At 58.5% G+C, this 26027-nt stretch carries 21 protein-coding genes; 9 read left to right on the forward strand and 12 right to left on the reverse strand.

Annotation, left to right across the window (positions count from 1 at the left end; translation table 11 throughout):
• The 3 genes from ACFSUD_RS16270 to ACFSUD_RS16280 all read left to right on the forward strand — a co-directional run.
• Positions 1-705 (forward strand): tyrosine-type recombinase/integrase (locus tag ACFSUD_RS16270; RefSeq protein WP_386375562.1); only part of this gene is annotated, 705 nt, incomplete at its 5' end.
• Entirely contained in the window at positions 698-2701 is a 2004-nt protein-coding gene (locus ACFSUD_RS16275) for a hypothetical protein (protein ID WP_386375563.1), read from the forward strand. The genes ACFSUD_RS16270 and ACFSUD_RS16275, both read left to right, overlap by 8 nt.
• Positions 2702-2711: 10 nt before the next feature.
• A complete protein-coding gene (locus ACFSUD_RS16280) occupies positions 2712-3116 on the forward strand; it encodes a hypothetical protein (RefSeq protein WP_386375564.1) in 405 nt (134 codons plus the stop codon).
• A gap of 84 nt (positions 3117-3200) precedes the next feature.
• Here the strand turns inward: ACFSUD_RS16280 and ACFSUD_RS16285 are convergent, their stop codons facing one another.
• The 8 genes from ACFSUD_RS16285 to ACFSUD_RS16320 all read right to left on the reverse strand — a co-directional run bounded on the left by ACFSUD_RS16285 (position 3201) and on the right by ACFSUD_RS16320 (position 11149).
• Positions 3201-4424 (reverse strand): GIY-YIG nuclease family protein, encoded by a 1224-nt coding sequence (locus ACFSUD_RS16285; protein ID WP_386375565.1) that lies wholly within the window; start codon positions 4422-4424, stop codon positions 3201-3203.
• A gap of 4 nt (positions 4425-4428) precedes the next feature.
• The gene (locus ACFSUD_RS16290) at positions 4429-6504 is read right to left on the reverse strand and encodes a DEAD/DEAH box helicase (protein ID WP_386375566.1); all 2076 of its coding nucleotides are present in this window, start codon (positions 6502-6504) and stop codon (positions 4429-4431) included.
• Positions 6504-9179 (reverse strand): class I SAM-dependent DNA methyltransferase, encoded by a 2676-nt coding sequence (locus ACFSUD_RS16295; RefSeq protein ID WP_386375567.1) that lies wholly within the window; start codon positions 9177-9179, stop codon positions 6504-6506. Before ACFSUD_RS16295 ends, ACFSUD_RS16290 begins: the two co-directional genes overlap by 1 nt.
• A gap of 55 nt (positions 9180-9234) precedes the next feature.
• Entirely contained in the window at positions 9235-9690 is a 456-nt protein-coding gene (locus ACFSUD_RS16300) for a type II toxin-antitoxin system VapC family toxin (RefSeq protein ID WP_386375568.1), read from the reverse strand.
• On the reverse strand, positions 9687-9929 hold the full coding sequence (locus tag ACFSUD_RS16305) for a FitA-like ribbon-helix-helix domain-containing protein (RefSeq protein WP_386375569.1): 243 nt from the start codon (positions 9927-9929) through the stop codon (positions 9687-9689). Before ACFSUD_RS16305 ends, ACFSUD_RS16300 begins: the two co-directional genes overlap by 4 nt.
• An 83-nt stretch (positions 9930-10012) precedes the next feature.
• Positions 10013-10219, reverse strand: coding sequence for a hypothetical protein (locus ACFSUD_RS16310; RefSeq protein ID WP_386375570.1), 207 nt, complete (start codon positions 10217-10219; stop codon positions 10013-10015).
• Complete coding sequence (locus ACFSUD_RS16315; RefSeq protein ID WP_386375571.1) at positions 10216-10755, reverse strand: 3'-5' exonuclease; 540 nt, start codon at positions 10753-10755, stop codon at positions 10216-10218. The genes ACFSUD_RS16310 and ACFSUD_RS16315 overlap by 4 nt, the downstream gene beginning before the upstream one ends.
• 4 nt (positions 10756-10759) lie before the next feature.
• A complete protein-coding gene (locus ACFSUD_RS16320) occupies positions 10760-11149 on the reverse strand; it encodes a hypothetical protein (protein ID WP_386375572.1) in 390 nt (129 codons plus the stop codon).
• A gap of 709 nt (positions 11150-11858) precedes the next feature.
• Here ACFSUD_RS16320 and ACFSUD_RS16325 point away from each other — a divergent pair.
• Complete coding sequence (locus ACFSUD_RS16325) at positions 11859-12113, forward strand: helix-turn-helix domain-containing protein (protein WP_386375573.1); 255 nt, start codon at positions 11859-11861, stop codon at positions 12111-12113.
• Between the two features lie 131 nt (positions 12114-12244).
• Here ACFSUD_RS16325 and ACFSUD_RS16330 read toward each other — a convergent pair whose 3' ends face one another.
• Positions 12245-15046, reverse strand: coding sequence for a tetratricopeptide repeat protein (locus ACFSUD_RS16330; protein ID WP_386375618.1), 2802 nt, complete (start codon positions 15044-15046; stop codon positions 12245-12247).
• An 897-nt stretch (positions 15047-15943) separates the two neighbouring features.
• On the opposite strand from ACFSUD_RS16330, the gene istA reads away from it, so the two are divergent.
• Together istA and istB are read left to right on the forward strand one after the other, a co-directional pair.
• Positions 15944-17443, forward strand: a complete 1500-nt coding sequence (gene istA / locus ACFSUD_RS16335) for an IS21 family transposase (protein ID WP_386375619.1) — start codon at positions 15944-15946, stop codon at positions 17441-17443.
• Positions 17440-18171, forward strand: coding sequence for an IS21-like element helper ATPase IstB (istB, locus tag ACFSUD_RS16340; protein ID WP_386375574.1), 732 nt, complete (start codon positions 17440-17442; stop codon positions 18169-18171). The genes istA and istB overlap by 4 nt, the downstream gene beginning before the upstream one ends.
• Positions 18172-18469: 298 nt before the next feature.
• On the opposite strand, the gene ACFSUD_RS16345 is transcribed toward istB, so the two are convergent.
• Positions 18470-19045, reverse strand: a complete 576-nt coding sequence (locus ACFSUD_RS16345) for a recombinase family protein (RefSeq protein WP_386375575.1) — start codon at positions 19043-19045, stop codon at positions 18470-18472.
• Between the two features lie 150 nt (positions 19046-19195).
• Here ACFSUD_RS16345 and ACFSUD_RS16350 point away from each other — a divergent pair, with 150 nt between their 5' ends.
• The 3 genes from ACFSUD_RS16350 (at position 19196) to ACFSUD_RS16360 (ending at position 23683) form a co-directional block, all read left to right on the forward strand.
• Positions 19196-19885: an AAA family ATPase gene (locus ACFSUD_RS16350; protein WP_386375576.1), complete on the forward strand. Its 690-nt coding sequence runs from the start codon at positions 19196-19198 to the stop codon at positions 19883-19885.
• Positions 19886-20338: 453 nt separating this feature from the next.
• Entirely contained in the window at positions 20339-22285 is a 1947-nt protein-coding gene (locus ACFSUD_RS16355) for a hypothetical protein (RefSeq protein ID WP_386375577.1), read from the forward strand.
• A gap of 15 nt (positions 22286-22300) precedes the next feature.
• Complete coding sequence (locus tag ACFSUD_RS16360) at positions 22301-23683, forward strand: hypothetical protein (RefSeq protein ID WP_386375578.1); 1383 nt, start codon at positions 22301-22303, stop codon at positions 23681-23683.
• Positions 23684-23918: 235 nt separating this feature from the next.
• On the opposite strand, the gene ACFSUD_RS16365 is transcribed toward ACFSUD_RS16360, so the two are convergent.
• Together ACFSUD_RS16365 and ACFSUD_RS16370 are read right to left on the reverse strand one after the other, a co-directional pair.
• Complete coding sequence (locus ACFSUD_RS16365) at positions 23919-24587, reverse strand: NnrU family protein (protein ID WP_386375579.1); 669 nt, start codon at positions 24585-24587, stop codon at positions 23919-23921.
• The gene (locus ACFSUD_RS16370; RefSeq protein WP_386375580.1) at positions 24584-25777 is read right to left on the reverse strand and encodes an NnrS family protein; all 1194 of its coding nucleotides are present in this window, start codon (positions 25775-25777) and stop codon (positions 24584-24586) included. Before ACFSUD_RS16370 ends, ACFSUD_RS16365 begins: the two co-directional genes overlap by 4 nt.
• Positions 25778-26027 lie beyond the last annotated feature (250 nt).

A 26027-nucleotide genomic window follows, 5' to 3' on the forward strand; every position in this document is an offset into this window, starting at 1 on the left:
GACGCAACCCTCGAACGGAGAATGCCGCGGGAGAGGCCGCCGAGCCAGTCAGCTCACACGGCGATCATGGGGTCTAAGGGGTATGCCGGTCACCCGAATGCAGATACGCTTAACGTAAGATATCAAAGGATCATTCGCAGTCTCGGCATCATTTCACCGCGAACCGGCAGGGATCTAAGAGCTACGCCAAATCGTGCGCGTCATACGGTCGGCACACAAATGGCGATGCAAGGCGCGCCGGCGGCAGCGATCGCTGCCTGGTTGGAGCACCAAAGCGAATTGAGCTGCGAGGCATATGTGACCGTCGCGACGCAACACTTCCAGCTGATGAGCAGCCTGCTCGATGGCCATCTTACCCATTTGGCGGGTCGCTTTTTGGGAGAGATTATCTCCCAGGATGCGGTCGACGAAGTTGATCTCACGGGCATCATTTTCGACGTTGAAGACGAAGGGGCCCCTTCACTCGGCGCTTGTGCAGAAGGAGGTTGTGTTGCGGTTGAAAGCCTCGATGCACCCTACGCATGCTTCACTTGCCCAAACTTCAACCTTTCCTCATCAGCGGACCTACGCCCGCTTCTCGTCCGCCTCAAAGAGCGACACCAGCTCGCCGCCGGGCGGGGCGACAGCATGATGCTCCGCCAAATTGAAGGCACGGTCGCCGCAGTTCGTGCCGCCCATGAAGCTCAGGAGACGCACCGTGGCTGAAGTATACGATTTTAAGTCTAAGCGCTTGCTTGCCTGTGAACGGTTCGTAGCAAACGCCCGCTCGCTTCCCATCTTCGCGTCCAAAAATGACTTCAACTTCGAGAGCCTGTCTTGGAATGTAGCGCAGCTGGTCTCGGCGGGTCGGGCGAGAAATGCATGCATTGCCTTCAAATCCCTCAAAAGTCCTCTTGGCACCAAAAAAAAACCGATGGCCCAGCCTTTTGGGGATGCCGTGAAGGCGGCAGTGGCAGAGAAACTCTGGGCAACGCGCGATGCACCCAACGGAGTGAGCGCTTACAGAGACATTGCCAGGGCAGGACAATATCTTTTCCGGGTAATGGAAGAAGACCAGCTCAATGGTGATATCACCGCCTTGACTATTGACCACCTTACTCGGGCGATCCCTTCCCACTTGGCACAGGACACGCAAACCACGATCGCCTACGGACTCCGAACGCTGGCCCGTATATGGGCAGAGGCCGGCATCGCTCCCCAGCTTGAAGACTGGGAGTTTGACCGTATTCCGAGCGCTAAAGAATCTCGCTTGGAAAATGTAAAGGCGCGGCGCAATCTGACTCACGATGAGGTCTGCGCTATTGCCGAGGCTTTCCATCGCGCCAAGACACCATATGAACAAGTAATCACATCTGTTCTTGCCTTGCTCTGTTGTGCGCCCTCAAGGATGGAAGAAGCCCTGATATTGCCTGAGCAAGTAGAGATCGTTGAAAGGCCTGGAGAATACGACGTTCCGGCTGAGCAGTCATTTCACAAAGACAATCGCTTCCGCTTCGGATTACGTTGGTGGCCTTCGAAGGGGGGGCCGCCGATGATTAAGTTCGTGCCCGCTGAAATGGTTCCTGTAGCTATCGAAGCTCTGTCTCGATTGAGAACTCATACCGCGACGGCGCGTGAACTTGCCAAGTGGATGGATAAAAACCCAGGCGTGATGCCACTACCCTGCGCCCTGTCTCATGTGCGCGACTGCGGCGAAATCACAACGGCCGAGATTCTTCAGTTATTCGAGCGCGACGTTCAAAGGTACAAAAAATTTCGCCCATTTCGCCGTCTGCGAAATGGTGTCTATGATTTCTTCAGTGTCGAAGATTGGTGGCGCGCGCAGAGGCCGAATGGATGGCCCATCCTTTCAGAAAGAAGTGGAGTGAAGTATAGCAATGCGCTGCTTGTCTTCAATCGTTATCAGTTGGGCAATTGGGCAACTGATCCAACACAAATCGAGATGCTCACCGAGAAACAAATTGGGGCGGCCCTGTCGCCGAATCCTGGTCAACCCTCAATTTTTGAACGTCTTGGGGTTCGTCTGCCTGATGGGTCCTTTCCGCGGATCACAACTCATCAGATCAGACATTACCTAAACACTATCGCTCAGCGTGCCAACGTTCCGCAAGCTCACATCGCATATTGGAGTGGACGAAAGAGCGTCATGCAAAACAGAGACTACGACCATACAGATATTCTCGATGTTGTCGACCAAATCATGGCGCGCGGAGTACACAGCGAGGTAGCGCAAAGTGTGCCAGTGATCGTAAGCGACGGCGATGGCACGGACATGGACCTCCTCGAGGCTTCGATCCGAACAAACGTGCATAGCACGCCGTTTGGCTTCTGCGTCGGTAACCTCACCTACGAACCATGCAGCCGTGCCATGACTTGCACGACCTGCACCCGGCTCGTTTGCGTGGTGGGAAACATGGACCAAACGGCAAACATCGAAGCTGACATTTTGCGCCGCCGGAAGTCTGTAGAAAACCTGAAGGCAATGGATGCTAATGGGCGTAAAGTTAACCCACGTATGAAGGCGCAGATGGAAGCGCAACTCAAGCACGGCGAGATGCTATTAAGTATGATGATAAAGTCAGAGAATGAAGGCGCCGTAATTCGAAACTCAGGTGCTCCTGGCCTGATGGATTTCAGTCACAGCGTGCGCGCTTTTGAATCGCGGAAAAAGCGAAACCAAGAATGTCTTTTTGAAAACTAAAAGATGCCTGATGAGCTATCATCTAACTCATCGCGATTTAACCGAAATTGAAGCCCAGATTCGAAAGATGCGCCGAATTACTTGGGAGCGTGTCCATAAGCGCGTAAAAGATAGGCTTGGCCTGCCGCACTCCATTTCCACCTTAAAAAAGAACTCAAGGGTGCGAAAGGCGTATGCAGATCGTAAAAAAGATCTCAGCATTAAAGAAACCGCAGATGAAAATAAATTATCAAAAATACATTTGCCCAAAGACCCGGGGGCATACATCGTCGAACTTGAGAGACGAGAAAGTGCCATGCTCGAAAATCTCAAGACGATTCTCGGAAACGCCGTGCAACTTGGTATACCTGTCGAACGCATGGAACTGCCCCTGGAACCTGTGAGCTATAGTCCGACCCCAAGGAAACCTCGATAATTTGCGAATTCTTCTTGAGCAGGCAGAAGCACACTATCAGTTTTGGCGTTTGAGCGTTCGTTCCGGTAAACCGCTGCTTGGTTATCAAATTCGTCTAACGATCTTCTGGCTCAACGGGTCGTATTTCAGCTTGTGAAGCTGACCATTCTGGATTGCGGCAACTGCCTGGCTGACGTGCTCGGGCAGGACATAGAACCACTCGCGTGGATAGATGCGCTTGCCGAACCGGTCCTTGATCCAGAGGTCCCGCGGCCGGGCCGTGTCGAAGAAGCGATGCAGCAGGTCCTCGACCTTGCGCCTGGAGAGGTTCTTCAGCTCGTAGGTTGCCACGATGTCGACGGGAGCGAGCAGGAAGGTCGGGTCGTTTCGGGCGTCAGCGACGCGCCGCTGCACGTCCTGGGTGGTGACGCCGATCTTGAGAAGGATGTCGCGCACCTCGGCGATGGCCGGTTCGGTGGAGCGGCTGCGCGCCACGTAGATCGTGCCGGTGAGGTCGAGCTGGTCGGCCTCCCAGTCCGGATCGAGCGGGCCAATGCCGGGACGATGGATGACCCTTGCTGTCGGGTCCGCGGCGAGCGCCTTCCGGAACGAGGAGATCAGAGGATCGCTCTCGGTCCCGTTCGAGAAGATGACCCGGAGGCGGTGATCCCGCTTGCCACCGCGCGCGGTCATCTCGGCCTTCTCGGCGATGTAGGCGAGCAGGCCATTACGGATGAAGTAGCCGCCCTCCTGCACGTCGATCACCTCGCGCGATCCGACGGCCGTCGCCTCTCGCATGCCGTTCTCAAGCTCGGCCTGTAACTCTTCGAAGGCCGGCTGGAAGACCTCGAAGTCGGGACAGGGGAAGAACTCGGCACGGTGGTCCGGGAGGTGGCGCTCCGCGACGGGCGTGACGTTCTGGATCCGGGTGAAGGCCTCGGAGACGTCCCCATCGTCCTCGTCGAAGATGTCGTCCAGGCTTTCAGGGATCTCGTCCTCGAGCGGGTCATCGCGCCAGTCCCGCACTGGAGGGGCCTCTGCCACAGGTGCCATGGCGAGGAGCCCATTGCGGTCGACGTCCTCGAAGACGTTGGGGTCGGCGCGTCCTGCGAGGCTGCTCCAGATCGTTCCGAGCCGCATTTCGTCGTGATCAGAGGCATTCTCGTTCGGCAGCCGGCCGTGCCGGTCGTAGAAGTCGTTCACCTCTCGCACCAGACCGGCATCGCGCTCGAGTTCCGGCGGCCGCGTGCCGCGCGGTTTCAGCCGGACATCGAGCAGGCCGAACTCGTCCGGTTCGTCGAAGATCTCATCAAGCGTGGGCCGCGGCATGCGTTCACTCCGCGGCGGCCGAGCGCAACCGCTCCGCCTTCTTGGACCTGATGTAGGCGAGGGCCTCGGCCATGCGCTTCTCCAAAGGATCGGCTGCGTGCGGGTTGGGCTCGCGGCCTTCGGCCTCGCGGAAGCGTTTGATGCGCGGCCAGAGCGTGCGCGCCTCGTCCTCGGTCATCTGGATGCGCTGTGCGACCATGGCGCTCTGGATCTGTTTCAGCAGCGGCGTGTCGAGGGCTTTGGAGGCGACGTCGAAGCCTTCGCGGAACGGGTTGATCCCGTCGATCAGGTCGATGTCGAGCTCGCGGACGTTGATGAATTTCTTCACCAGGTTGATCAGGTTCATGCCGTCGGGGGCGCTCTCGATCTCGTCTTCCTCGGTGTCCTCGCCGCCGGCCTTTGCTTGTTCCTGTTCTCTCTCGGCCTCTCGCCGGGCGAGGTTGGCGATGTTCATGCGCGCGGCCAGGTCCTGGCGGATAGCTTCGGTCTCGTCGGCGGAGAGGTTCTCGTAGCTCTTCTCGATGATGTCGGTGAGCACCATCTGCGTCGCGACCTCGGGGGCGATGTCGTCGCCGACGGTTCTGCGATCCATGGCCTGGCAGGCCTTCGCCATCAGGTCCTGCATGTCGTTCTCGCAGATCGCCTTCGATCGGTCCGTCGGCGGCTCCATCAGCCCCTTGATGCCGATATGGACGGTGCCCGTGTCGTCGACCTCGATGGGTTCGCGGATGTCACCGTCCTCACGGCGGTAGAAGCGGAAGTTGGGCTGGAGCACCTGTTCCATCAGCAGAGCGCCGGAGATCGCCTTCAGCATGTCGTTGACCGCGTCGGCTACGACCGTCGTCTCGACGCCGGGTTCGGCGATCAGGTTGGTGAACTGCGCGTGCGCCTTGCCCGTGGCATCCCGAGTGGCGCGGCCGATGATCTGGACGATCTCGGTGAGTGAGGAGCGGTAGCCGATCGTCAGGGCGTGCTCGCACCAGGGCCAGTCGAAGCCTTCCTTGGCCATTCCAAGCGCGATGATGATGTCGACCTTGTCACGGTCGGCCGCGTCGTCGCGGCGACCGTCGGGGCCGGTGATCTCGCGGGTCAGGGCAGCCTTCACGCCGCCACGCTCCTCGTTGTCGTTCACCAGGTCCGCGACCTTGAGGATCCTCCCGTCGGATTTCCGTCGGACCAGGTCGAAGCCCGTCTCCTCGTCGCGGCCGACATGCTCGCCAATCGCGTCTATGATCCGGCCGACCTCGTCGTTCTTCTCGCCGTAAGCCTCGGCCGAGCCGCGGTGCGGGATGTGCACGATGGTCTTGAGGTCGCTGTCGAGAACGTCCGGTATCGCCGAGATGTATTTGCCCCGGTAGAAGCTGTAGCTGATCCCCAGAGACTTGAGGTGCTCGTAGCCATCGAGCTGCTCGTAGTATGAATAGGTGATCGACCGGAACTTGGCCTCGTCCTCGGGCCGCAGGACCGGGATGCTGTCGCCGCGGAAGTAGCTGCCGGTCATCGCCACGACATGCGCCTTCTCGCGCACGAGCAGGCGGCGCAGGATCTCGCCCAGCCTGTTGTCGTCGCCGGCACTGACATGGTGGAATTCGTCGATCGCGATCAGGCAGTCGTCGAAGGCCTCCGCGCCCGTCGCGGCCTCGATGGCGTCGTAGGCGAACCGGAAGGTGGCGTGGGTGCAGACGATCACCTCGTCGTCGGAGGCCATGAATTCCTGGAAGGCCTTCACCTTCTGCGACTTCGATCCTTCCTCGGCACCGCTGACGCAGAGGTTCCAGCGCGGTTCGACATGCCAGTCGCGGAAGAAGCCGTGCGAGGTCAGGTCGGTCGACCGGAACGAGGCTCCGATCGAGGTCTCGGGCACGGCAACGATCACCTTGCGGACACCCTGGTTCTCAAGCTTGTCGAGTCCGAGGAACATGAGAGCCCGGGACTTGCCTGCGGCGGGTGGCGCCTTCAGGAGGATGAACTGGGCGCCGCGGGCTTCGTAGACCCGGGCCTGCATCGGCCGCATGCCCATGGCATTCGTCGTCTTCGATGTGCCCGTGCGCCCGTAGGCGACCTTTACCAGATCGACCATCACGCGGCCTCCTTCTTCAGCTTCTTCACCTTGGCCGCGTAGAGCTTGAAGAGATGCTCGAGGCGCTCGGTGTCGGTCTTGAACGGCCGACCGATATACATGCTCTCCAGCAGGTCGTCGTTCGCCCGGTGCGCGGCGCGAAGATCCTCCGGCATCTTGTCGGGATCATAGAGATCCGCGATCGTTGCCGGATGATGCTTGTAGCGGGTCTTGAGGATCGCGCGGGCGGACTGGGATAGCGCCTCGAGCTGGCTCTCGGTGAAGGCCGGGACCGGGAAGGTGTTCCAACCCAGGGTGTTCGAGTAGCGGAAATCGGACTTGAGCTTCCCGCAAACCGTCGCGATCCATACGAGGTGAATACGAGATGCTATGAGGGCAATACACCATTCTGGAGCGTCGTAGATCGCCTGGTTCAGGTTCGACGAGATCGTGTCGGCTCCAAAACGCGCGACCGGAAGGTATGGCCGCCTTTCAGAGCTGACGCTGGGAACCAAGATGGAATGATCGCGTGCGACACCTTGAATCTGGACAAATCGGTGAGGGCGATTTGAAAAATCCTGAGTAGAGGTTGCGGGACTCTCCAGCCGGTTGGAGGCTACCGCGTCGAGGCGCTCGGAGATGAAGCTCGATGTGCGGGCTTCATCGACTTGGTGATCTTCGATCCAGAGGCACCACCGCTCCTTTCCCTTGATTACTTCTTCCGACCCCATGTAGCGCCGGACAAGATGGCCATATCCGGAGCTTTTCAGCATTTCTGCTTCTGATTGATCCAAGATAAGATGCCCCCCGTCTCGAGGCATGTTTCCGAAAAGCATCTCCGGTAGTCCGAAGATACTAATACGCTCGGGGGTAACGAAGGAGTCGTCAGCATCCAGAAGATAGGCATTTATGTTTGCCGCTGCGTTTCGGACTGTCTCATCGAAGAGCCATTTCGGTCTGCCTGATGAGTTTCTCAAACCGACGACAACACACATAACCGCCGCATTTGCGGATGCGTTGTTCCTCCATTTGAAGGTCCTGTGTGCGAACGATATCTCCAGGCCGTCTGCCAAGATTTTCGGCCAAAGTGCGGGCACGGAGGCGCCTTGGCAGATCGAATTGGTTGCCACGAGAGCTGCAGCTGCGCGCTTTCCTCGAATGTATTCCGAAGCTTTCAGATACCATGCCGCGACCATGTCAAGCGCCTTATGACTTCCGGAAAAGTCACGGAAGGCGTGGGCAACGTCAGCCTTCTGGTCTGCATTCATGTTTCGTCCGCCCAAGAAGGGTGGGTTCCCAGCGATGAAAACCTCGCCATCCACGAGAGGTGAACAGACATCAGCCCAGTCTATCCGCAGGGCGTTTCCATTCCTGATGCTGGCCCCTACCTTTAGCGGTAGGGCTGCCGGCTTGCGCCCGAAGGCCTCACCGAACATGGCGTTCGCCTGATACTCGGCGATGAACATGGCGAGCTTCGCCGTCTCGGCCGAGAAGTCGGTGATCTCGATACCGTAGAAGTTCGTGATCGGGATCTGCGACCACATCTGGATCTGGGTCTGGCCCTCGATCTCGCCGAGGCGCCGCAGGATGCGGATCTCGCGTGCGCGCAGCTCACGATAGGCGACGACCAGGAAGTTGCCGCTGCCGCAGGCCGGGTCGAACACCCGGATCGCCGACATCCGGTCCAGCACCTTGCGCAGCCCGTTCGGCCGGTCCCAGGCCTTGTCGATCTCGGCATCGAGCTCGTCGAGGAACAGCGGGCCCAGCACCTTCATGATGTTTGGCACGCTGGTATAGTGCATGCCGAGTTCGGCGCGCGCCTTCGGGTCGGCCACGGACTGGATCATCGAGCCGAAGATGTCCGGGTTGATCTCCTTCCAGTCGAGGTCGCAGGCCTCGCGCAGGTAGCGGAAGGCGATCACATCGAAGCGCGGCGCGTCGATCGTGCCGGCGAAGAGTCCGCCATTGACGTATTCGAGGTCGTGACTCCAGGCCGGGAGGTCGGTCCGCTTGTTCTTGGGCAGATTCATCGCCTGGAAGGCGGAAATCAGGACGCCGTGGGCCTCCTCACCCTTGTCGCCGGCATGGGTGAAGATCGCGCGCGAGAACTGGTTCTCCGGGAAGATCCCGACATCCTCGGCGAACATGCAGAAGATCAGCCGCGTCATGAACTGGTTCATGTCGTGGCGCCGGGCATCGGTGGCCCAGTCGGGGTTCGCCTTTACCAGCGCATCGTAGAGTTTCGCGAGCTTGCCCGTGGCCTTCACGTCGACCGGGTTTTCCTCGGCCGGGCGATAGCGGTCCTTGCCGGCGGCGGGGAGGAAGAACCCGAAATGGTCGCCGATCTCCGAGAAGGCGCAGTGCAGCCGCTCGCCGCTCTTCCAGTGCTCGGCTGCGACTGTCTCGCCGTCGGTGGCGATCAGGATCGCCGGCTTGTGCTTCGCGGTCCGCTTGCTGCCCTTCAGCGCATCGAGGGTGGCCTCGACCCCCAGGGCGTCGGCCGGGGCGTAATGGAACTTGAGGTTCATCAGGACACCGCCCTCGATGTCCGACCTGTTTAGTGACCCGCCGCGGAGCTTCGAGACCGTGGCCTGGGCATTGTCGGTCGCCTCGGCGAAGGAGAACCCGAATTCCGCCGGATCGAAGGGAGCCTTGGCGATGGCCTCGAGGGCCTCGAAGATGTCTGTCGGGTTCATGCGCTCACTCGAAAAATCGTTGCTGAAATGAATATTGCTCGCGGCGGAAGGCGTCTCAAAGGCGGGCCTCCCCCGACGCGGCTGACCCCAGGGTCTCCAAGGCAAGAACCCGCGCCGCATGCTCGGTGCCGGAAAGGGTCTTGATGAACCTGCGATCGGCGGTGATGAGCCGGCGGTCCATGCGCTCGGCAAGCGCGAGGTAGACGCAATCGTAGATCGGGTGCTTGAGCGTCAGCGCGAGGTCGAGGGCACGTCGCTCCAGGAGCTCGTCGGCGTCGATGATTGTCACCGGGGCTGTTTGCAGAAACAGAAAGAGGTCGATCGCACGATCGTTGGCGAGGATATGTTTCGCCGCGAGGGTGCGAAGGACGTTGCCGGCCTCAATGCGAAAGAGGGCAGGGGCCACCATATCGGCACCCTGAAGGAGCTCTGCCTTGTCGCTGTCCTCTTCGTCCACGATCCACTTGATCGCGACGGAGGTGTCGACAACGAAGCTCTCGCCCGCTGTCACGACGCCTCGTCTCGATCACGATCCGCGCGCAGGATCTCCGTCGTGGTCGGGGCCCCTGGGACCAGTTTCACGCGCCTGGTGCGCGCCTCGGCGAAGAAGTCGGCCCTTCGTCCGGGGCGGAGGGCTTCCTCGAGGATCCTGCGATGCTCCGCCTCTGCGGATCGCCCCGCTTTCGCCGCGCGCTCCTTGAGGGCGGCGGCGATCGCATCGTCGACATTTCGAACGGTGAGTTGTGCCATGACGCGCATCCTGAATGCGAAATGATGGCACTATGAAGGCAAACCAGAGATCTGGCAAGATTTCTCTGGTTTCGGGGATACTGTCAGCTGATCGGGGTCGCGTCGCCAACCTTGATCCCAGTGCCCTCCAGCCGGTGGTAGGGCGCATCGCGAATATATGCATCGAGGTCGACTTTCGGTCGCTCGTTCCTCGGTGGACGCATCATGATGATGCTGGCGATCGTCACCAGGGCGCTGACGCCGAGCAGGCCACTCGCGACGATGATCTCGATCGTGAATATCTCGGTCATGCGGTCCTGCCCTCCATTGCAAGTGTTACCTGATGCTCGGCCGCCTTCAGCCAGCCTCGCGCCAATCGCGCGCTGTCCGGCCCCGCGCGATGAGGGGCGGGGCGCCGCTCTACGGTCTCATAGAGCAGATCCAGAGCGTATCCGTCGAACATCGCGAAGGATGCGTCGTCGAAATCTTCGACCGAAGGGCTCTCTGCACGCCCGGCGGTTCGGAGCAGGCGGTCCAGCCATCGTGTCTCGAACTCAGGGGCGTCAGAGACGAGTCGGCGGCCTCCGAGGATCTTGAAAAAGGCCTCGGCCACTTCTGTTACAGACGGCGCATCCATGAGCTCGGACACGGAAATGCCGTGGACAGATGCACTCTGCGGTGACCAGTCGTCTATCGCCCAACTGGGAGCCGGGCGTATGAGGGAGCACCAGGTGCGCACTTCTCCGCGCTCGAGCCACGAGAGTCCGATCTCGATGGGCCAGCTTGCTTCCGACAGACTCGATGCCTCGAAGTCCAGGATCGCGATTTTCTCTACGACCGCATCCATGGTCTCACTCTTGGCGCGCCGATGAAGGACAATGGCTGGCTCTTGTGGTGTTCGCTTGCTTCACCGCTCTACGAACGCGGGCGATATCTGTCAGGCGGGCATGAGCGGATTGCGCTTGAGACGGGCGATGGAAGGTTGAACGGACATCGCGCCCTTCGGGCTTGAGGGACCATCCGAGTGCCGTGAGCGCCTTTTCCGCGGCATCGCGTGCTTCATGCCGCCTGAGGCGATCCGTCACCCGTGGTTCAACATGTGCTATCTCGTAGTCTTCGCAGCTATGATGTCGCTGCAGTTCCATGCTGATAACCAGACCCGGGAATTCCGCATCCAGCCAGCTAATGACAGCGCGTGCATCATCATCAAGCCGCTGTGCGGCGTCGCGGGTCCGCTGCATAGCAAGCAGGTCCTCGGGTGACCTCTGGATGGGCGATGTTATGGGTGCTTGGCTATCGTCCGGCATGGTTGGATCTTCGGTTGGTTCGCCCCTGTTCAGTCTTCTTCGAGTGGCGCATTAAGATCGATCACTACGCAAATCTTAATCTTCATGCCGCAGCTGAGCTTCGTCAGAATTCGAAATCGCCTGTCAGAGGTGGAGCCGTAGATCTTTGTCGTCAGGATCGTGCAGGCATAAGCGTAGGTACAGCAACAACTTTTTCCGATAGGTCGCTTGCAAGAGAGCGTTGGGGCAACGAACAATCTCATCACTTTCGGGTTGGAGCCAAGCCTCACTATATCCACGCAACATGAGAACCTCGGCCAGTTGCCGACAATTCTCATCTGTGAAGCTGTGTATGCCCGCGTCAGTCAAGGCCAAGCCTCGAGTAGACAAGGCTATAGGGTGTTGGTCCCGCGCTTGAACCTTTTCAAACACTCCACTCTCCAAGCCGCTCGCTACAAGATGCTGGGGAAGCCAACCTGCCAGACGGAGCCTGATGGCTTCCAGCCATCCGTTCTCTCGCCACCGAAGATCTATACAAACAAGATCCTGACTATTCATGCTGCGCTCCCATTTTGGGAGTGATCAGTAGCATGGGGTACGCGGGTGTGTCTACAGCCAGAGAGGCACCATGGCGGGCACACAACACACAAAGGAGTATCGAGAAATGACGAGAGCATTGGTCGAACTCCGCGTCCAAAGAGGTTTATCACAAAAGAACTTGGCAGCTTGCCTGGGTAAGCCTCCTTCTTATGTGGCAAAGGTTGAGCTGTGCGAACGGCGTCTGGATATTATTGAGTTTTGTATCTGGCTGAATGCATTGAACTTCGATCCGGCTGAATTCATTCAAAATCATTTACCAAAGCTGCCAAGAAAAATTCCTGAGAGCTCAGGGAGAGAAAAGGGAGCACATGGAGCCTAAATGCGCATATGAGAAAATTTGGATTTCGCTCGAGCTAAGATCACTATCTTCCCTGCAACCTGGTCTCGGACTTTACGTGAAATTCCCCGCAAGAAGTCTGGTGACTGATCTAAGTTTCGGATGCGAGCTGATCATTGCTCAGCGGGTTTAGAATTGCAGTTCAGGAAATGACCTCGAGCCCACTGCCCTGCATATCGTCGAACGCGATAGTCATGACATCTGGCAGAGAATGCCTCGACGATCTGATTTGCTGAAATGCCCTCCAGTCTTACTAACGCACGAAGGACATGACCAATGGCAGATTGCGCCTCAAGTGTCGATAATTCTTGAAATGCGAGCCCCGCAAAGACGGACGCAACGACGACATGGCTTTTCGGTTCGGCATTTGGGCCGCCCAGACATCTTACGAGAGAGCGAAATCCTTGCTTCGTGGCTGATTGATCAGCGTGGTAAGCTGCCAACAAAAGCCCGGGATTGACCGAAAGGATACCACAACCTTGCATAGCCAGATCCATCATACCCATGGCATGGCACTCTGTATCGATTGCATCGACCTCGAGCAGTTGGTCCAGTAGCGCATCGATCCCGACCGCGTGCAGACCTGCGATCTCGCATGCGACCTGTCGGAACCGAAGGTCGAGGGACAACACTGTTCCTCCCTCTCGAGTTGCCACGGAAATGGTGTCGAACTGGTTACCGAGAAGATCGGCCATTTGACGAACCTGTGCGTCTTTGAATTGGGGCATTCCTATGCCCACCGAAGTCACGCTGGCGCCAATCCTTTCTACAACATCGTCGATTTCATTCCGCAGCGAGTTGCGAGCATCCTCTGTGTGTATTGTGCGGACGATGTTCTCTCCTTCAGAGTGCAAGGATATCGCTTCTGTTCCGGCTTCGCCGGCGCGTTGTGCCCAGCCGCGTAACTCATCGACCGCCGATACCGGGATCAGGACGCATCCAAACGTGTCCGACACACAGGTAAGAAGGTCCAGCTTTGCGAGCACCCACGCCGTGATACTATCGAGCACGAGCGGACCACGTGCGTCTTTGCCGAGATGGACCCGTTCCGCCTTACGTTCATGCGGATGGCCCGTCGCAATGAAGAGGGTATTGCCAGACTGTCCGAGGCTGAAGGCGATTTCCGGCAAACTCGCGGGCGACATCTGCGCCAGAGCCCCGAGCGGGAGCGGATGATCCCGGTAGTTTGTGAAGAGCCGCTCGAAGAATGATCCCCTCTGGCGAATGACATCGAGTATTGGCTCGATATCATCATTGATTATGCGCATCGACTGGAAGGCCCGTTGGTCCGGGAAGCGAGCCTGGAAAGAGGTCGACAGTCTATGGAATAGGTGGAGTGCTTTCGGTTTAATCTCCGCCACCGTCCACTCAGACGGCTTGAGTCCCGTATCGGTCGTAAACCGACTTCCGACAGGCTGGCCTATCGCCGCAGCAACGATGGTATTTGAAGAGTCAAAGTGCTGTCGAGCCTGGTCTTTTTCGTTCGCCACGATGAATTCGAACGGATCACCATCGGGCCGCGTAAGGCGCACCCATGCTCCTGGTTCGACAACATTGTGTTGAGGGAGCTCTGGGGCGCGTTCATCGAACGCATCCATCAGCATCAATCCGAAGAATGCCAGACAAACCTCTGGATCGTCCTCATTCCGCGTGACGATCTCATAGGCATGATCGAGCACATCGGCGCGTCCGCGTCGCCACAGCAGTTGGATTAGATTGAGCTGGTCGCTCGGCTCTCCCTCCAGCTGTTCGACGGCGAACTCATCAAGAAGTTCATCTGCCCGTCGCTTCTGGTTGGATCGGACGAGAGCTTGCCAAAGCGCCAGAATGAGGTGTGCCCGGTTAGGCTCGAGGTCCAGAGCTCGTCTAAACCAAGGGACGGCTTCGCGCGGTTTTCCGAGGGCAACGAAAAAGTGGCCTCCAGCTCTTTGCAGATCTGCGTCGCCTTCAGCGTGACGACGTAGATTAGAGAAGAAGGTCTCTCCGGATTGTCGCGGTTTCGATACGCGAGCATGTGCAACTGCCAGTCGAAAACGCTCGTGCCCGGGCAGCTGAGGATCTATGTGTCCATCAAGAAGGTCGATGACGTCATCTTGCCAATCCAGCTTGGCTGCTGCTTCTGCGAGTTGGAACCTGAGGAATCTGCCGTCTGGCTGACCCAGATCCAAGGCTCGCCGAACAAACTTCGCAGCGATCTCCTCCATGCCAGCGCGCTCGCAGAGGTGACTGATCGTCAGCAACGAGGCGGCATCCTGCTGCTCTTCGGCGATAGCTCGGATCTTTTCCTCACCATCCGACTGAGAAGCCTCAATTGCGCGAAGTACCTCAAGAAGGGTGTCTATCGGGATTTCCGAAGGACGCTCAAGGTCCTCTGATTTCCTCTGGACAATGGATATGGCATCGAGCCAATTCCGCTCGCGGATGGCCCATTCCAATTGCATGATCGCTTTGTCTTCAAACGAAAGTTCGAACATGCGCTCCAATATATCTTTCCGCCCAAGATCAAGGGCCACTGCAGCGACAACTGTTCGGCTGGCTTCATCATCGATCAGCGCATCAATCATCGGCTCGATCAGTTCCATCGCTCGTTCGGGCAGGCTCGCGATCCGAAATCCTGTAATGGCATTTTGAAGTAGTGAGATATGTGTTCGGCGCGCAGGTGTCTCAGTCTCGAGTAACGTCGTCCAAAGATCTGCGAGATCCTCGGAAGCCTGCTTGGCGCGGCGCCGGACATCGGAGACCTGCGCCATGCTGGAAGATGACGAAAGCAGAACCTCAACAGCTTCATCAAGAACAGCTTCAGCGGCATAGCGCCTGGCAGGTCGCGAGTCTGGATATGCCGCGATCGTATCGCGCGCCTTCGCTTTCCAACCAGCATCACCACGAGCCCGGAGGATGTTCAGCGTGGTTAGCATTACCTGTTCGTCATGGCGAAAAGCGATCGGCACGTCATCCAAGAAGGAAAGGTCGGCTCCGATGGCACTGTTCGCCTGGATATAATTTATCCAATGGTGCGGCGTTTCCGGGTCTTCATTCAGAAGCTCTCGAGCGAGCTCGACCGCAGTCTGCAGCTCCTCGCGGATCAGGAAACCCGTGACGGCATTGCTGCGAATTTTCGAAGATGTCGGATCGAGCTCATAGGCACGAAGAAACAGAGCGCTCGCCTGATCTTCCTGCCCGAGGTGAATATGACAATTCCCCCTGAGTGAAGCGATTTTCGCATGCCACTCAGGATCATCCTGAATTGAAGGGCCACTGCTCTCCACTGCATCGAAGATTTCAAGTGCTGTGACGTATTTCCGTTCATCTATTAGCTTGCGCCCGGGTTGGAGAACCAGGTCACTGAAGTCGTTGCGGACCACCTCGCGGCGCGTGGTCTGCTCGACGATCTCCAGTCTCGTCGAAATTCCGTTCAGTTGCTCGGTGGTACCGGCTTCGAGTTCAAGCAGGCGCCGCTCCTGTAAGATGATCCGACCATCATGTTCGTTTAGTTTTTCAGATACATCCGAATGCCATTCCACCGTCCTGCGATCACGCTCGGAGGGAACTGCATGCCTACCCAAAGCTGTCAGCGAGCCGCCCACTACAGGGATAGCTGAAACAGCTGCGTCCACCCCTACCCTCAGACCCTCCGAGGCGTTCGTCATCTCTTCCGGCGGACGGATTTTTTTGCTCGTCATGAAACCCTTACTTTCCTGTGAATCGGCATGCGAAATTGACCCACTTAGGTGGGTTATGAGCGAGTAAAATTGACCCACCTGTTTTCGTTAACATCCGCACAGAAAGTGCGGAGGAAAGAGCAGGTGTTATTGATGGAAAGTGTATCGAAGATCCGTCTGTGGGTGCTGGTTGAAGGGCGCAGCATCCGGTCTGTTGCGCGGGCGACGGGATTATCGCGCAACACGATCAAGAAGTATCTGAAGGATGAGAGCCCGCCGAGCTACCAGCGCCGGGTCCCGCCGGTTCGCCACAAACTGTGCAACGGGTTTGATCTTCGGCTTCAGGACCTGTTCGATCAGGATCAGAAGCGGCCCCGCCGGGAGCGGCGGACGGCTGTGAGGCTTTATGAGCAGCTTGTGTCGGAAGGGTATACCGGTTCCTATTCGCCGGTTCAGCGATTTGTCCGCGATCTGAAGCGGGCCGGTGCCGGTTCGGGCGAGGCTTTTATCCCGCTGCATTTTGCGGCAGGTGACGCGCTGCAATTTGACTGGAGCGAGGAACGGGTTGTCCTGGGCGGTGTCGAGCAGAAGGTGAAGGTTGCGCACTTCCGCCTTTGCCACAGCCGCAAGCCCTTTGTCGCCGCCTATCCCGGCGAGAGCCAGGAAATGGTGCTGGATGCCTTTGTGCGGGCGCTGTCCTTTTACAGCGGGGTTCCGCGTCGGGTGATCATCGACAATCCCAAAACGATGGTGACCTATGTCTCGCGCTCGAAGGACCGGGTGTTCCATCCGCGGTTCCTGGCGTTGATGAACCACTATGTCATGGAGCCGGTGGCCTGCACCCCCGCGTCGGGTTGGGAGAAGGGTCAGGTCGAGAACCAGGTCCAGTTTTTACGAGGCCGATTGTTTGTTCCCATGCCAGCCTTTGATGATCTGGATGCGCTGAACAATTGGTTGCGGCTACGCTGTGAGGAATTGGCAAACCGGCTCCATCCCGAGCAATCGGATCGCACGATTGCACAGCTGTTCGAAGACGAACGCGCCGATCTGCGCCCCCTGGGGCGGGCATTTGACGGATACGTGGAAAAGACCGTTCGGGTTCGCTCCACCTGCCTGGTTCAATATGCCAGCAATCGCTACAGCGTGCCGTCCCGGTTCGCGGGGCAACATGTGTCGCTGCGCGCCTATGCAGGCCGGATCGTGCTGGTGTCGGGCCAGGATGTCATCGCCGAGCACAAGCGTCGCTTCACCCGCAACGTCAGCTACTTTGAGCCGTGGCATTACGTGCCGCTGCTGGATCGCAAGCCAGGTGCCTTGCGCAACGGGGCACCCTTCGTGGACTGGCAACTGCCCGATGCCATGCATCGGATCAGGGAGCACTACATGGTCGGCAAAGGTGGGGATCGGGAGTTTGTCGATCTGCTTCTGCTGGCCCAGGATCACGGGATCGAGGTGGTCGAGACGGCTTGCGAATTGGCAGTGGAACAAAGCACGCTGCGCCTGCCCGCCATCATCAATCTGATCAACCAGTTGGTGGAGCCGGTCATCACGCCGCTCAGCGACGCCTATACCTATCCGCAGCTGACCCTTCGGCCCGAGGCCGATTGCAAGCGCTATGAGACGCTGTGTGCAGCCGGGGCGGTCGCGGCATGAATGCCCTCATCGACCAACTCACCGCCCTGAGGCTGCACGGAATGGCAGCTTGCGCCCATGATTTGCTGTCCGCGCGCAAGCCACCAAGTCTGACCACAGCGATAAAGCAACTGATCGACGCGGAGACTGTAGAGCGGCGGGTGCGCTCCATCCAGTATCAAATGCGCATCGCGAAGTTCCCCCATCACAAGGACTTCGCCACCTTCGATTACGGTGCGGCCGCCGTCACTCAGACCCAGATCGAACCGTTCTGCTCGGGCCAGTTCACCGAAGAGGCACACAACCTCATCCTGGTGGGCGGAACCGGGACGGGAAAAACCCATATCGCCATCGCGCTTGGAACCGCCTTGATCAACAATGGCAAGAAGGCCCGCTTCTTCAACGCGGTCGATCTGATCAATGCCCTGATCAAGGAGCAGGCCGATGGCAATGCCGGGAAGGTCATCCGGCAACTGTCGGCCCTGGATTGCGTTATCATCGACGAGTTGGGCTATATCCCGTTCCCGAAATCCGGCGGCGCACTGCTGTTCCACCTGATCAGCAAGCTCTACGAAAAAACCAGCGTCATCATCACCACCAACCTGGAGTTCGGGGAATGGGTCGCTGTCTTCGGCGATGCCAAAATGACAACCGCGCTGTTGGATCGCGTCACGCACCACTGCGCCATCATCGAGACCGGTAATAGATCCTACCGCTTCGCACAGAGCAAAAGTCGCACAGAAAAATAACCATGCCGCAAGCAAAGCCCCCAGACGGACTCGCTATATGAGGGCGGCCCGCCTGGGGGCTTTGCCATCCGATAGGCGGGTCAAAATCAAACGCTGAACCAGGGTCAGTTTTGAACGCTCATTGACAGGCTAAGATAACAGAGTTGCGTCGTGTTGCACTTAATAGAGGCAAGCTGCACCCGTAGCTCTCATTTCCAAAAACCGTTTTTGAACTGTTCGCCAAACCGGACTTTGGCGCGCTTGCAGCGAAAGCCTGCTTCGTCCGCATCTTACCGGTTCGCGCATGGCGCAGCGAAAATCAGGTTCGGCGCCGGTTGAGGGTTCTGTAAACGGTTGGCCGTGACACGGAAAAAACTTCTGCCAGATCGCTGATGGAGTACTCACCGGTAGCGTGCATACGGCAAAGTTCGCGCTGTTGCTTTTCAGAAAGTTTTGGCTGCTTGCCGCGCAGTTTGCCCTTGGCACGCGCGATTGCCATGCCTTCACGGGTCCGCATACGGATCAGATCAGCCTCGAATTCGGCGAAGGTGGCCAGGATGTTGAAGAACATCTTTCCCATGGGATCGGTGGGGTCATAGACAGATGCTCCCAAGGCAAGCTTCACGCCTTTTGCTTCAAGCTGATCAGCAATGGCGCGGGCATCTGGAACAGATCGCGCCAACCGGTCGAGCTTGGGCACAACAAGCGTGTCACCTTCCCGCACGGCCGCAATGGCCTGATCCAAACCGGGGCGGGCGCGGTTGGTGCCGGTCAAGCCGTGATCTGTGTAAATGCGATCCGGGGCCACGCCGAGAGTTTCCAGAGCCTGCTGCTGGACGGTTAGGTCTTGGCTGTCGGTGGAGCAGCGGGCGTATCCGATAAGTGTGGTATTCATGGCCGAACTGTACGAATAAGGCCCCTTCATTGCAATTTATATCGTACCATTTATATGAGACACGCTTTGAGCCAGTTTTGTTGAAGGGTTGCCGCGGCGAGAAATCGTCCGCTGGTCGACCCCCTTGCGGACACCGGGGGGAGGCAGATCATGGATGAAGCGATGCGTCGGTTTGCCGTTCTTCAACCTCATCTTGAAGAGGGCGTTTCGCTAATCGCTGCCGCCCGCGCGGCCGATGTCCCTATCCGGACGGCACAAAGGTGGCTGTCCCATTACAGAACGGACGGGCTTGATGGGCTGTCCGCAATGTCCGTGACGATCTGCGACAGCTCAACCCGCATCGAGGGATGCATCGACCTGGCGCTCCACCCTGACCGGGTCATTCCGGAACCCGTGGGCAAGGACGGGATCGAGTTACTTGTCATCGATGAGGCCGAGCGCCTCTCCACCCAGAGCCTCGAACACATCCGCGATATCTTCGACCGCACCGGCATCGGTGTCATCTTGATCGGCATGCCTGGCCTGGAACGGAAGCTGGAACGCTACCCGCAGCTCTACGGCCGGATCGGCTTCGCCCATCACTACCGGACGCTGAAGGGCGACGAGCTGACCTTCGTGCTCACCCGTCACTGGCGCAAACTCGGCCTACAGCTGGACGACGCCGACTTCACCGACCATCAGGCCATCGCATCCATCGCCCGGATCACTGGCGGTAACTTCCGCCTCCTGCACCGGCTCTTCGTCCAGATTGAGCGCATCCTGAAGATCAACGAACTCTCGCTCGTCACCGACGATGTGGTCGAAGCCGCCCGTTCCACTCTCATCATCGGTGCCACATAACGCCGGAGAAAACGCGCCAGATAGCGGTGAAGGTCACACCTAGGTTGGGTAGGGCAGGCGGACAAAAACGACCGTTTTTGGCGCATAGGTTCTGTCAGGGGGGTTATGTCCGGTGTTCGGACACTGCGGACATAGTCGGGTTCCATGATGATCATTCTCGCGAGGAAGGCGCGGAATTGGTCCGGCCGGATGGCCTAAAAAGTGTGCTCGGTCCCTGGAATCGCGCCGCCGCCCTTGGGCTCTTGTATTGCAAAAGATTGTACTCGATTGATCCCCTCGCCCAGGATCAGGCATCCCTCCATCACCACCACGACTTCTGGGGTTTGAGCGTAGGGAGCCCGATACAACCGGTCAAAATCCACATACCCGAACTTGGGCGGCGCAGGCTAGTTTTCGACTTGGGCCGCTTCTGTGCTAGGCTGGGCCATCTGCAAAGATGTCAGGGGGGCCGACATGTCTGAGACAGCGGAAATCGCTGAACAAGCAAAGACTGAACGCCAAAGCATTATCGATTGGCTCCGCCGGGGCAACGAAGCCTGCATGGGTAAAGACCATATCCCTGAAGCCTGCAAAAGCGTGGAACCCGATCCCTGCACCGGCCCCGGTCCGAACACCGGCCCCGAGGCGGTGATCCCATTCCGCAGACCTTTGCCATTGACCAGGATCGAGTTCCGGGCACCAGAACCCGAAGAGCAGGATTTTACCGCCGCGTCTTCAGGATGCTTCCGCCTGCGGTCGGCCAAGATGTCGGTGATGACAGCACTCGACCTGGAATTTGAACAGCGCTGGTGGTTCCGAGCCCACCGCCGGGCCGCGTTAGCCACCACCGTGTCCCTGGCCCCGGGCGAACAGCTGCGGCTCACAATCGAGACCTCGCAACGCAAACACTTCGAACAAAAGACCTTAGATGAGGTCGAGGAAAACGACACTACGGAAAGCACTATAGTCGATCGCGACGTGATCAACATCACTCGCTCTTCCACCCGGAGCAAGAACTGGACTGTGAACGGAGGTTTGTCCCTGTCGATCCCGATCAAAGGCGCCGAAGTCGGCCTTAACTTCGGTGGCTCGGTCGCCAAGTCGTTTTCCGAAACCGCGCAATCTTCGGCTGAACAGGTCCGCGAAGCTACCGAGAAATCCTCAGCCACCCTGCGATCTCTGCAGCGGGTCGAAGTCAAGGAAAGCGTGGAAACCTACGAGGAACGGGAGCGCTCCCGCCTGATCCGCAATCCTTACCGCGACCGGTCCATCAGCCTCAAAGTCTACGCCCTGGCCAAGGACTTCTGCGTCGAATTCCTGCTCCTGCGCACCCGTCCCATGGTGATCTTTGAGATCGACGATATCCTGTTTTCCCGCGCCTTTGTTTTGGCCAACGCTTCGTTTTTGGAACAAAGCCTCCAAGACCGCCGCCTTTTGCTCGAGCTGCAAGAGGCGCTCGAAACTGCCACCGATACGGCCTACGGTACAGCCCTTGAAGACGTCGAAAGCCTTTCGCGGCTCGCCCTGCGCTATCTTTTCGACGTGCCGAATATTTTTAACGTCGACAGCATCAGCGGCACAGACGCCAACCCGCCAGCGACCTCGTTCAACGCGCAATTGTCCAAGGACGGCCTAAACGACGCTACCGAAAACCGGCTGGGCCTGATCTTTACCACCCTCAACTACTACTACGCGATCTATACCAATGAAGCGCCGTCGAACGACCGGCTTTACCTCTCTCTGGCGCTGTCGCTCGAAGCCGCGCTCCGACCGCTTTGGATGGGGGTCGAGGAAACCGACCAAGCGGCCAACGTCCTCGACGATTCGGATTTCACCGAAATTTTCCGTCGGCTCGGCGGATTTTTGTCGCTCATCGCAGGTTCCGTGCGCCCGCAGCTGCACCCTGCGGACGAAGACCGCGAGCGGATCGAACAGGCCCGCCGAGCCGAATTCGTCATCGGTCGCGTGGTCAGTCACCTACAATGCCACAGGCATTACTACATCGGCCTTTTCCTGCGGTACAACGCGGCTATGGGCGGCGGCATCGCGTTTCGCCGGATGGTCGAGGACCTGCTTGGCACGGCGACCCAGCCCCCCGGCCTCGCGGCCCATTGGGCAGAGCTCTTTTCGACCGAAGAGCTTTTCGTCAGCGACAACCAAATCATCGTTCCCGGGCGCTGCGCCTTTGACGAAGAGATCACTAAAGACGTGCTTGAGGAGTCCGACAAAGTGACCGACTTCACCTTTGGCCTGCTAAGCCGCTCTGACATCACGGCTCCCACCGATGGCGTCCATGTCGAGCCGGTTGAAGGTGCCTGCCGCCTGACCGACGTGCCCGACGCCGAGGCCCCGCCTTACCTGCGGATCGGTATGCTAAACGACGAAACCCTGCTGCCGCTCGAACCCGCCGAGGACGGCTAAGCGGGGGCGAAGGGCGTGGCCGAACAACGCTTTTGCGCGAAGGCCCGGAAAGAGGCCAAGGGGTACGACAAGCCCTCGACACAGCTTTTGTCACTTTTGAAACTGCCAGTGCGCGCGGGCGACACCAAGGCCATCGTCAGCCGCGTCGACCGCCTGATCGGGCTCTTTCTCGACACCACGCAAGACGAAGCGGCCAAGCTCCATGCGGCCCTGACCGACCCCAAGAACCCTCTCGGGCGCTTTTACACATGCGAATTGGCGACCAAGACCCGAACGCAGCTTTTGAGCCTCCTTCATCAAATTGCCAACCGGATCGAGATCAAACCCAAGAAGAAAGGTAAATTCGAAGGCGCCCGAGTCATCACGGTGATCGCTGACACCGATGTATCGCCGCTGGAACACCCCCGCTATGTCGACAGGGTGGCCGAGGCGATCAGCATTCGCGTCGTCTTGGCCGAATGGTTGCTGATCTGGCGTCACAAGGGCCGAGAAATCGTCGCGGGCATCCCGCGCAATCGGATGGGCGCTCCGTCCCCGCAGACCCTGCTTTGGGCTGTCCAAATCTTCGACAGCGAAGAACTGGCCAAACAACAAGCGCGGGCGATGAAGTCCTACAACCAGATCCAGGACGATGGCTACGAGCCCCAGATCATCACCTTCTACTACGGCCCAGGCAACACCATTCGCCCCACCCTTTACACCCCCGTCACCGCTCCACGACTGATGGACGGTATCAAGATGTACATCGACGACGGCCACCTTCTTGAAACGGTCGAGATGTATTCGGCCTATTACGAGGTCATCAAAGATTTCGTGAACCCGACCTTCCTCGACATGGATCAAGAAGGCAACATAAGCATCACCGGGCCACCCAAGTTTCCCAAGGTTCCCAAGCTCAACTGGAAAGGTCTCCGTCGGCTCTTTCGCTGGAAGCAAAAGCCCACGATCAAACAGCTTCTCAACCGGCTCAATTACAAGGTTGCCTGGCGTTCGCCCAAAGGCACACACGAGGTTTACGAGACCGCCGCAAACCAGCTGATCGGTTCATTCGATGCACTTCAGGCGTTTAGGAAATCCAAAGCGGCGGCCGGTAAATACAAGGGCTGGCATCGTCATCACATAGTCGAGGACCGACACCTCAAGGATCTCGGAATCGCCGATTTATTTCCCGGGCGAAAGGACCTGCCCTGCGTCATGCTGCCCGGCAAGCCCCATTCCGACCGGATCGCTGGAGCCCTGACCCGCGCACTAGCCGAAAAAAAGCCCCTTACCGACCTCGACGTCTTTAACGCCTATGCCTTGGCCTACAAGGAGCTTGGCGATTACACCGGCGGCGGGATCGGGGCAATCCAGAAGGAACTACGCCGCGTCGTGGGCAACATGCTCGGGTTCGATTAGCGCGGAAAAATCCAGCCTCTTGGCGAGGGGCGGGCCCGCTGCATCGGGGTTTACTAAAAGCCGATCGTCTCCATCGAGCCGCCTTGGACGACTGGTCCGAAAAAGCCGGACCACTTCACTCAACCATTTCTGTTACGGGCGATAACGAACCGTTTTTGCCACAGCCTATGCCGGAAACTTCGCTCTTAGGCGGCAGGTTTTAAGAGCCGCACTTCTGGTTGCAATCCTCCATCGCCTAAAGCGCGGAGACCCCGATCACCAGCGGATGCAGCGCCAACAAAGCGAGAAATCCGCCCACTCCCGCAAGGAGTCGCCACACAGCGCCACCCCAGGAGCCGGGCGCGTGGATAAGCGGCGCCTGCCTCACGGCCGCGTTTAGCGCCTGCCAGCGTGCTTGCCCCATCTCGTGCTGTTTGCGTCTGTTGATCAGCGCCCGGCCTGCGATGGCAAAACCACCCAACACTCCGAACATCAGCACATGTGCCAGTTCTCCGTTCGACAGCAGATGCAATCCGGACCAAAGCGCCAGCGCCAGTAATACCGGATGCCGTGTCAACCGCACGATGCCCGGGTGCTGAGGGTCAAATTCCTCATTGCGCGTACCACCAAAGGAAAACGGATTGGGTCGCGCTGCCGCAAAGGCGATGATCAGACAGACTACCAGCATCCCCAAATGCACCACATGCCGTTGCCAGACCATCTGCGGCCATAGCGAGACGAAAGGCGCTTTCCCTGCAGCCCAAATCAACATTCCGAGCATCACGATGGACAGGATCGAATAACCGATACCAAACCTCCGCGCGCCGATCTGATCGCTGATGCGCGACTTCACTTCCGGCCGGACTGGAATGGAATGGGTCGCAAAAAACAGCGCGAAAACTCCTGCAAAGATTAGCCAACTCATGACGATACCTCCGATTTCGGACGCCACAATGCTGGCCCGTATGCCAGTACGAAACCAACGAAAGCAAGCAACCACAGCAGACCCGAAATACGGGTAAGCTCCGGCCAAAGCGGTGCGAGGCTGCGGGTCAATGTCGCTGCGATGATGCAGAGGTAAATTGCTACAGTCACCGTATCCGCGCGCAACGCCTGACCTGTGTGGCCAAGCGTCGCGCGCGACATCACCGCGAGTGTCATGGTCCCGAGCGCGCCGCTCATCCATAAATGCTGCGCTGCCGCGCTGCCAGTGCCTCCGGCAAGTTGCACAAAGCCAAGGGCAAATGCGCCAGCAGGGATGAAGGCGTAGGCAAAATGCAATATCCAGACCAAAGGATCACGCGTCGTTTGCAGCGGCTGCCAACGCGCTTGTCGTGCCAGATGTCCGAAGCCAAACAGCAAGAGCGCGCCGCCGGTATAGACTCCTTCAGGGAGCAGCACCCAAAAAATAAGGACAGGCAGACTTACAAGCAATGTCAGTTGATCGAACCGTTGCATCGGTGGCGCGGGTCGGGCTGGGTTTTCGACCCGCACTAACCAATTTCGCGTAAAGGACGGTATGATCCGCCCGCCGATCACCGCAATCATCATGATTGCCGTGGCCAGTCCCAGCCGCAGCCCGAACCCTTGTGCCGCCAGTTCTCCACGCAGCGCTTCAAGGTGGAATAGCCCATTGGCCAGCGCAAAGACTGTCAGCAGGGCGAGCACGATCAGGTTACGCCAGTTCCGCCCGGCGAGAATCTCACGCAGGATCACCGCCCCCAGCACCAGTGGGAATGCCAGATCGAGTACCGGTGCCACAGCGCTCGGCAGAGCGGCCGAGAAAAACACCGCTGCGCGACCGGTACACCACAGCGAGAACAATGCCGCCAGCCGCCAGCCGATAATCGGAAGGCGGCCAGCCCAATTCGGCACGGCTGTCAGCAAGAATCCCGCCAAGACAGCGCCCAGGTAGCCAAAAAGAAATTCATGGGCATGCCACGACACCGGATCGAAACGGCTCGGCAGATCAATCTGACCTTCCAGAACCAGCAGCCAAAGGCCCATCGCCAAGAGCGCCCAAACCGCCCCGAACAGGAAAAACGGCCGAAACCCATAGCTGAACAGCGCCGGTCCTTGCCAAGCGCGCCTCTGTTCGGCGGTAGATTGCACCATTACCTTTGCTCCACTGTCTTTCTGCTGCGACTCAATGGTTGGCCTTCTTGCATCTCGATCTCCAGGGCGCGTTCTCTCTGCTCTCCTTTGATACGCTCACCTGGCGCCCTTCGGGAAGGTCGAGTTTACCTTAGCTCAATGTTCCAAGCGATATTTTGATGCGCGGAGTTCCACGTCCGGCGATTCAATTACTTACCTTCAGCAGATTGCTTTCCACCTGTCAGCGACGCCCCGCAGACAATCGCTTTGT

The organism is Sulfitobacter aestuarii (assembly GCF_042685005.1).
GTDB lineage: Bacteria > Pseudomonadota > Alphaproteobacteria > Rhodobacterales > Rhodobacteraceae > Sulfitobacter > Sulfitobacter aestuarii.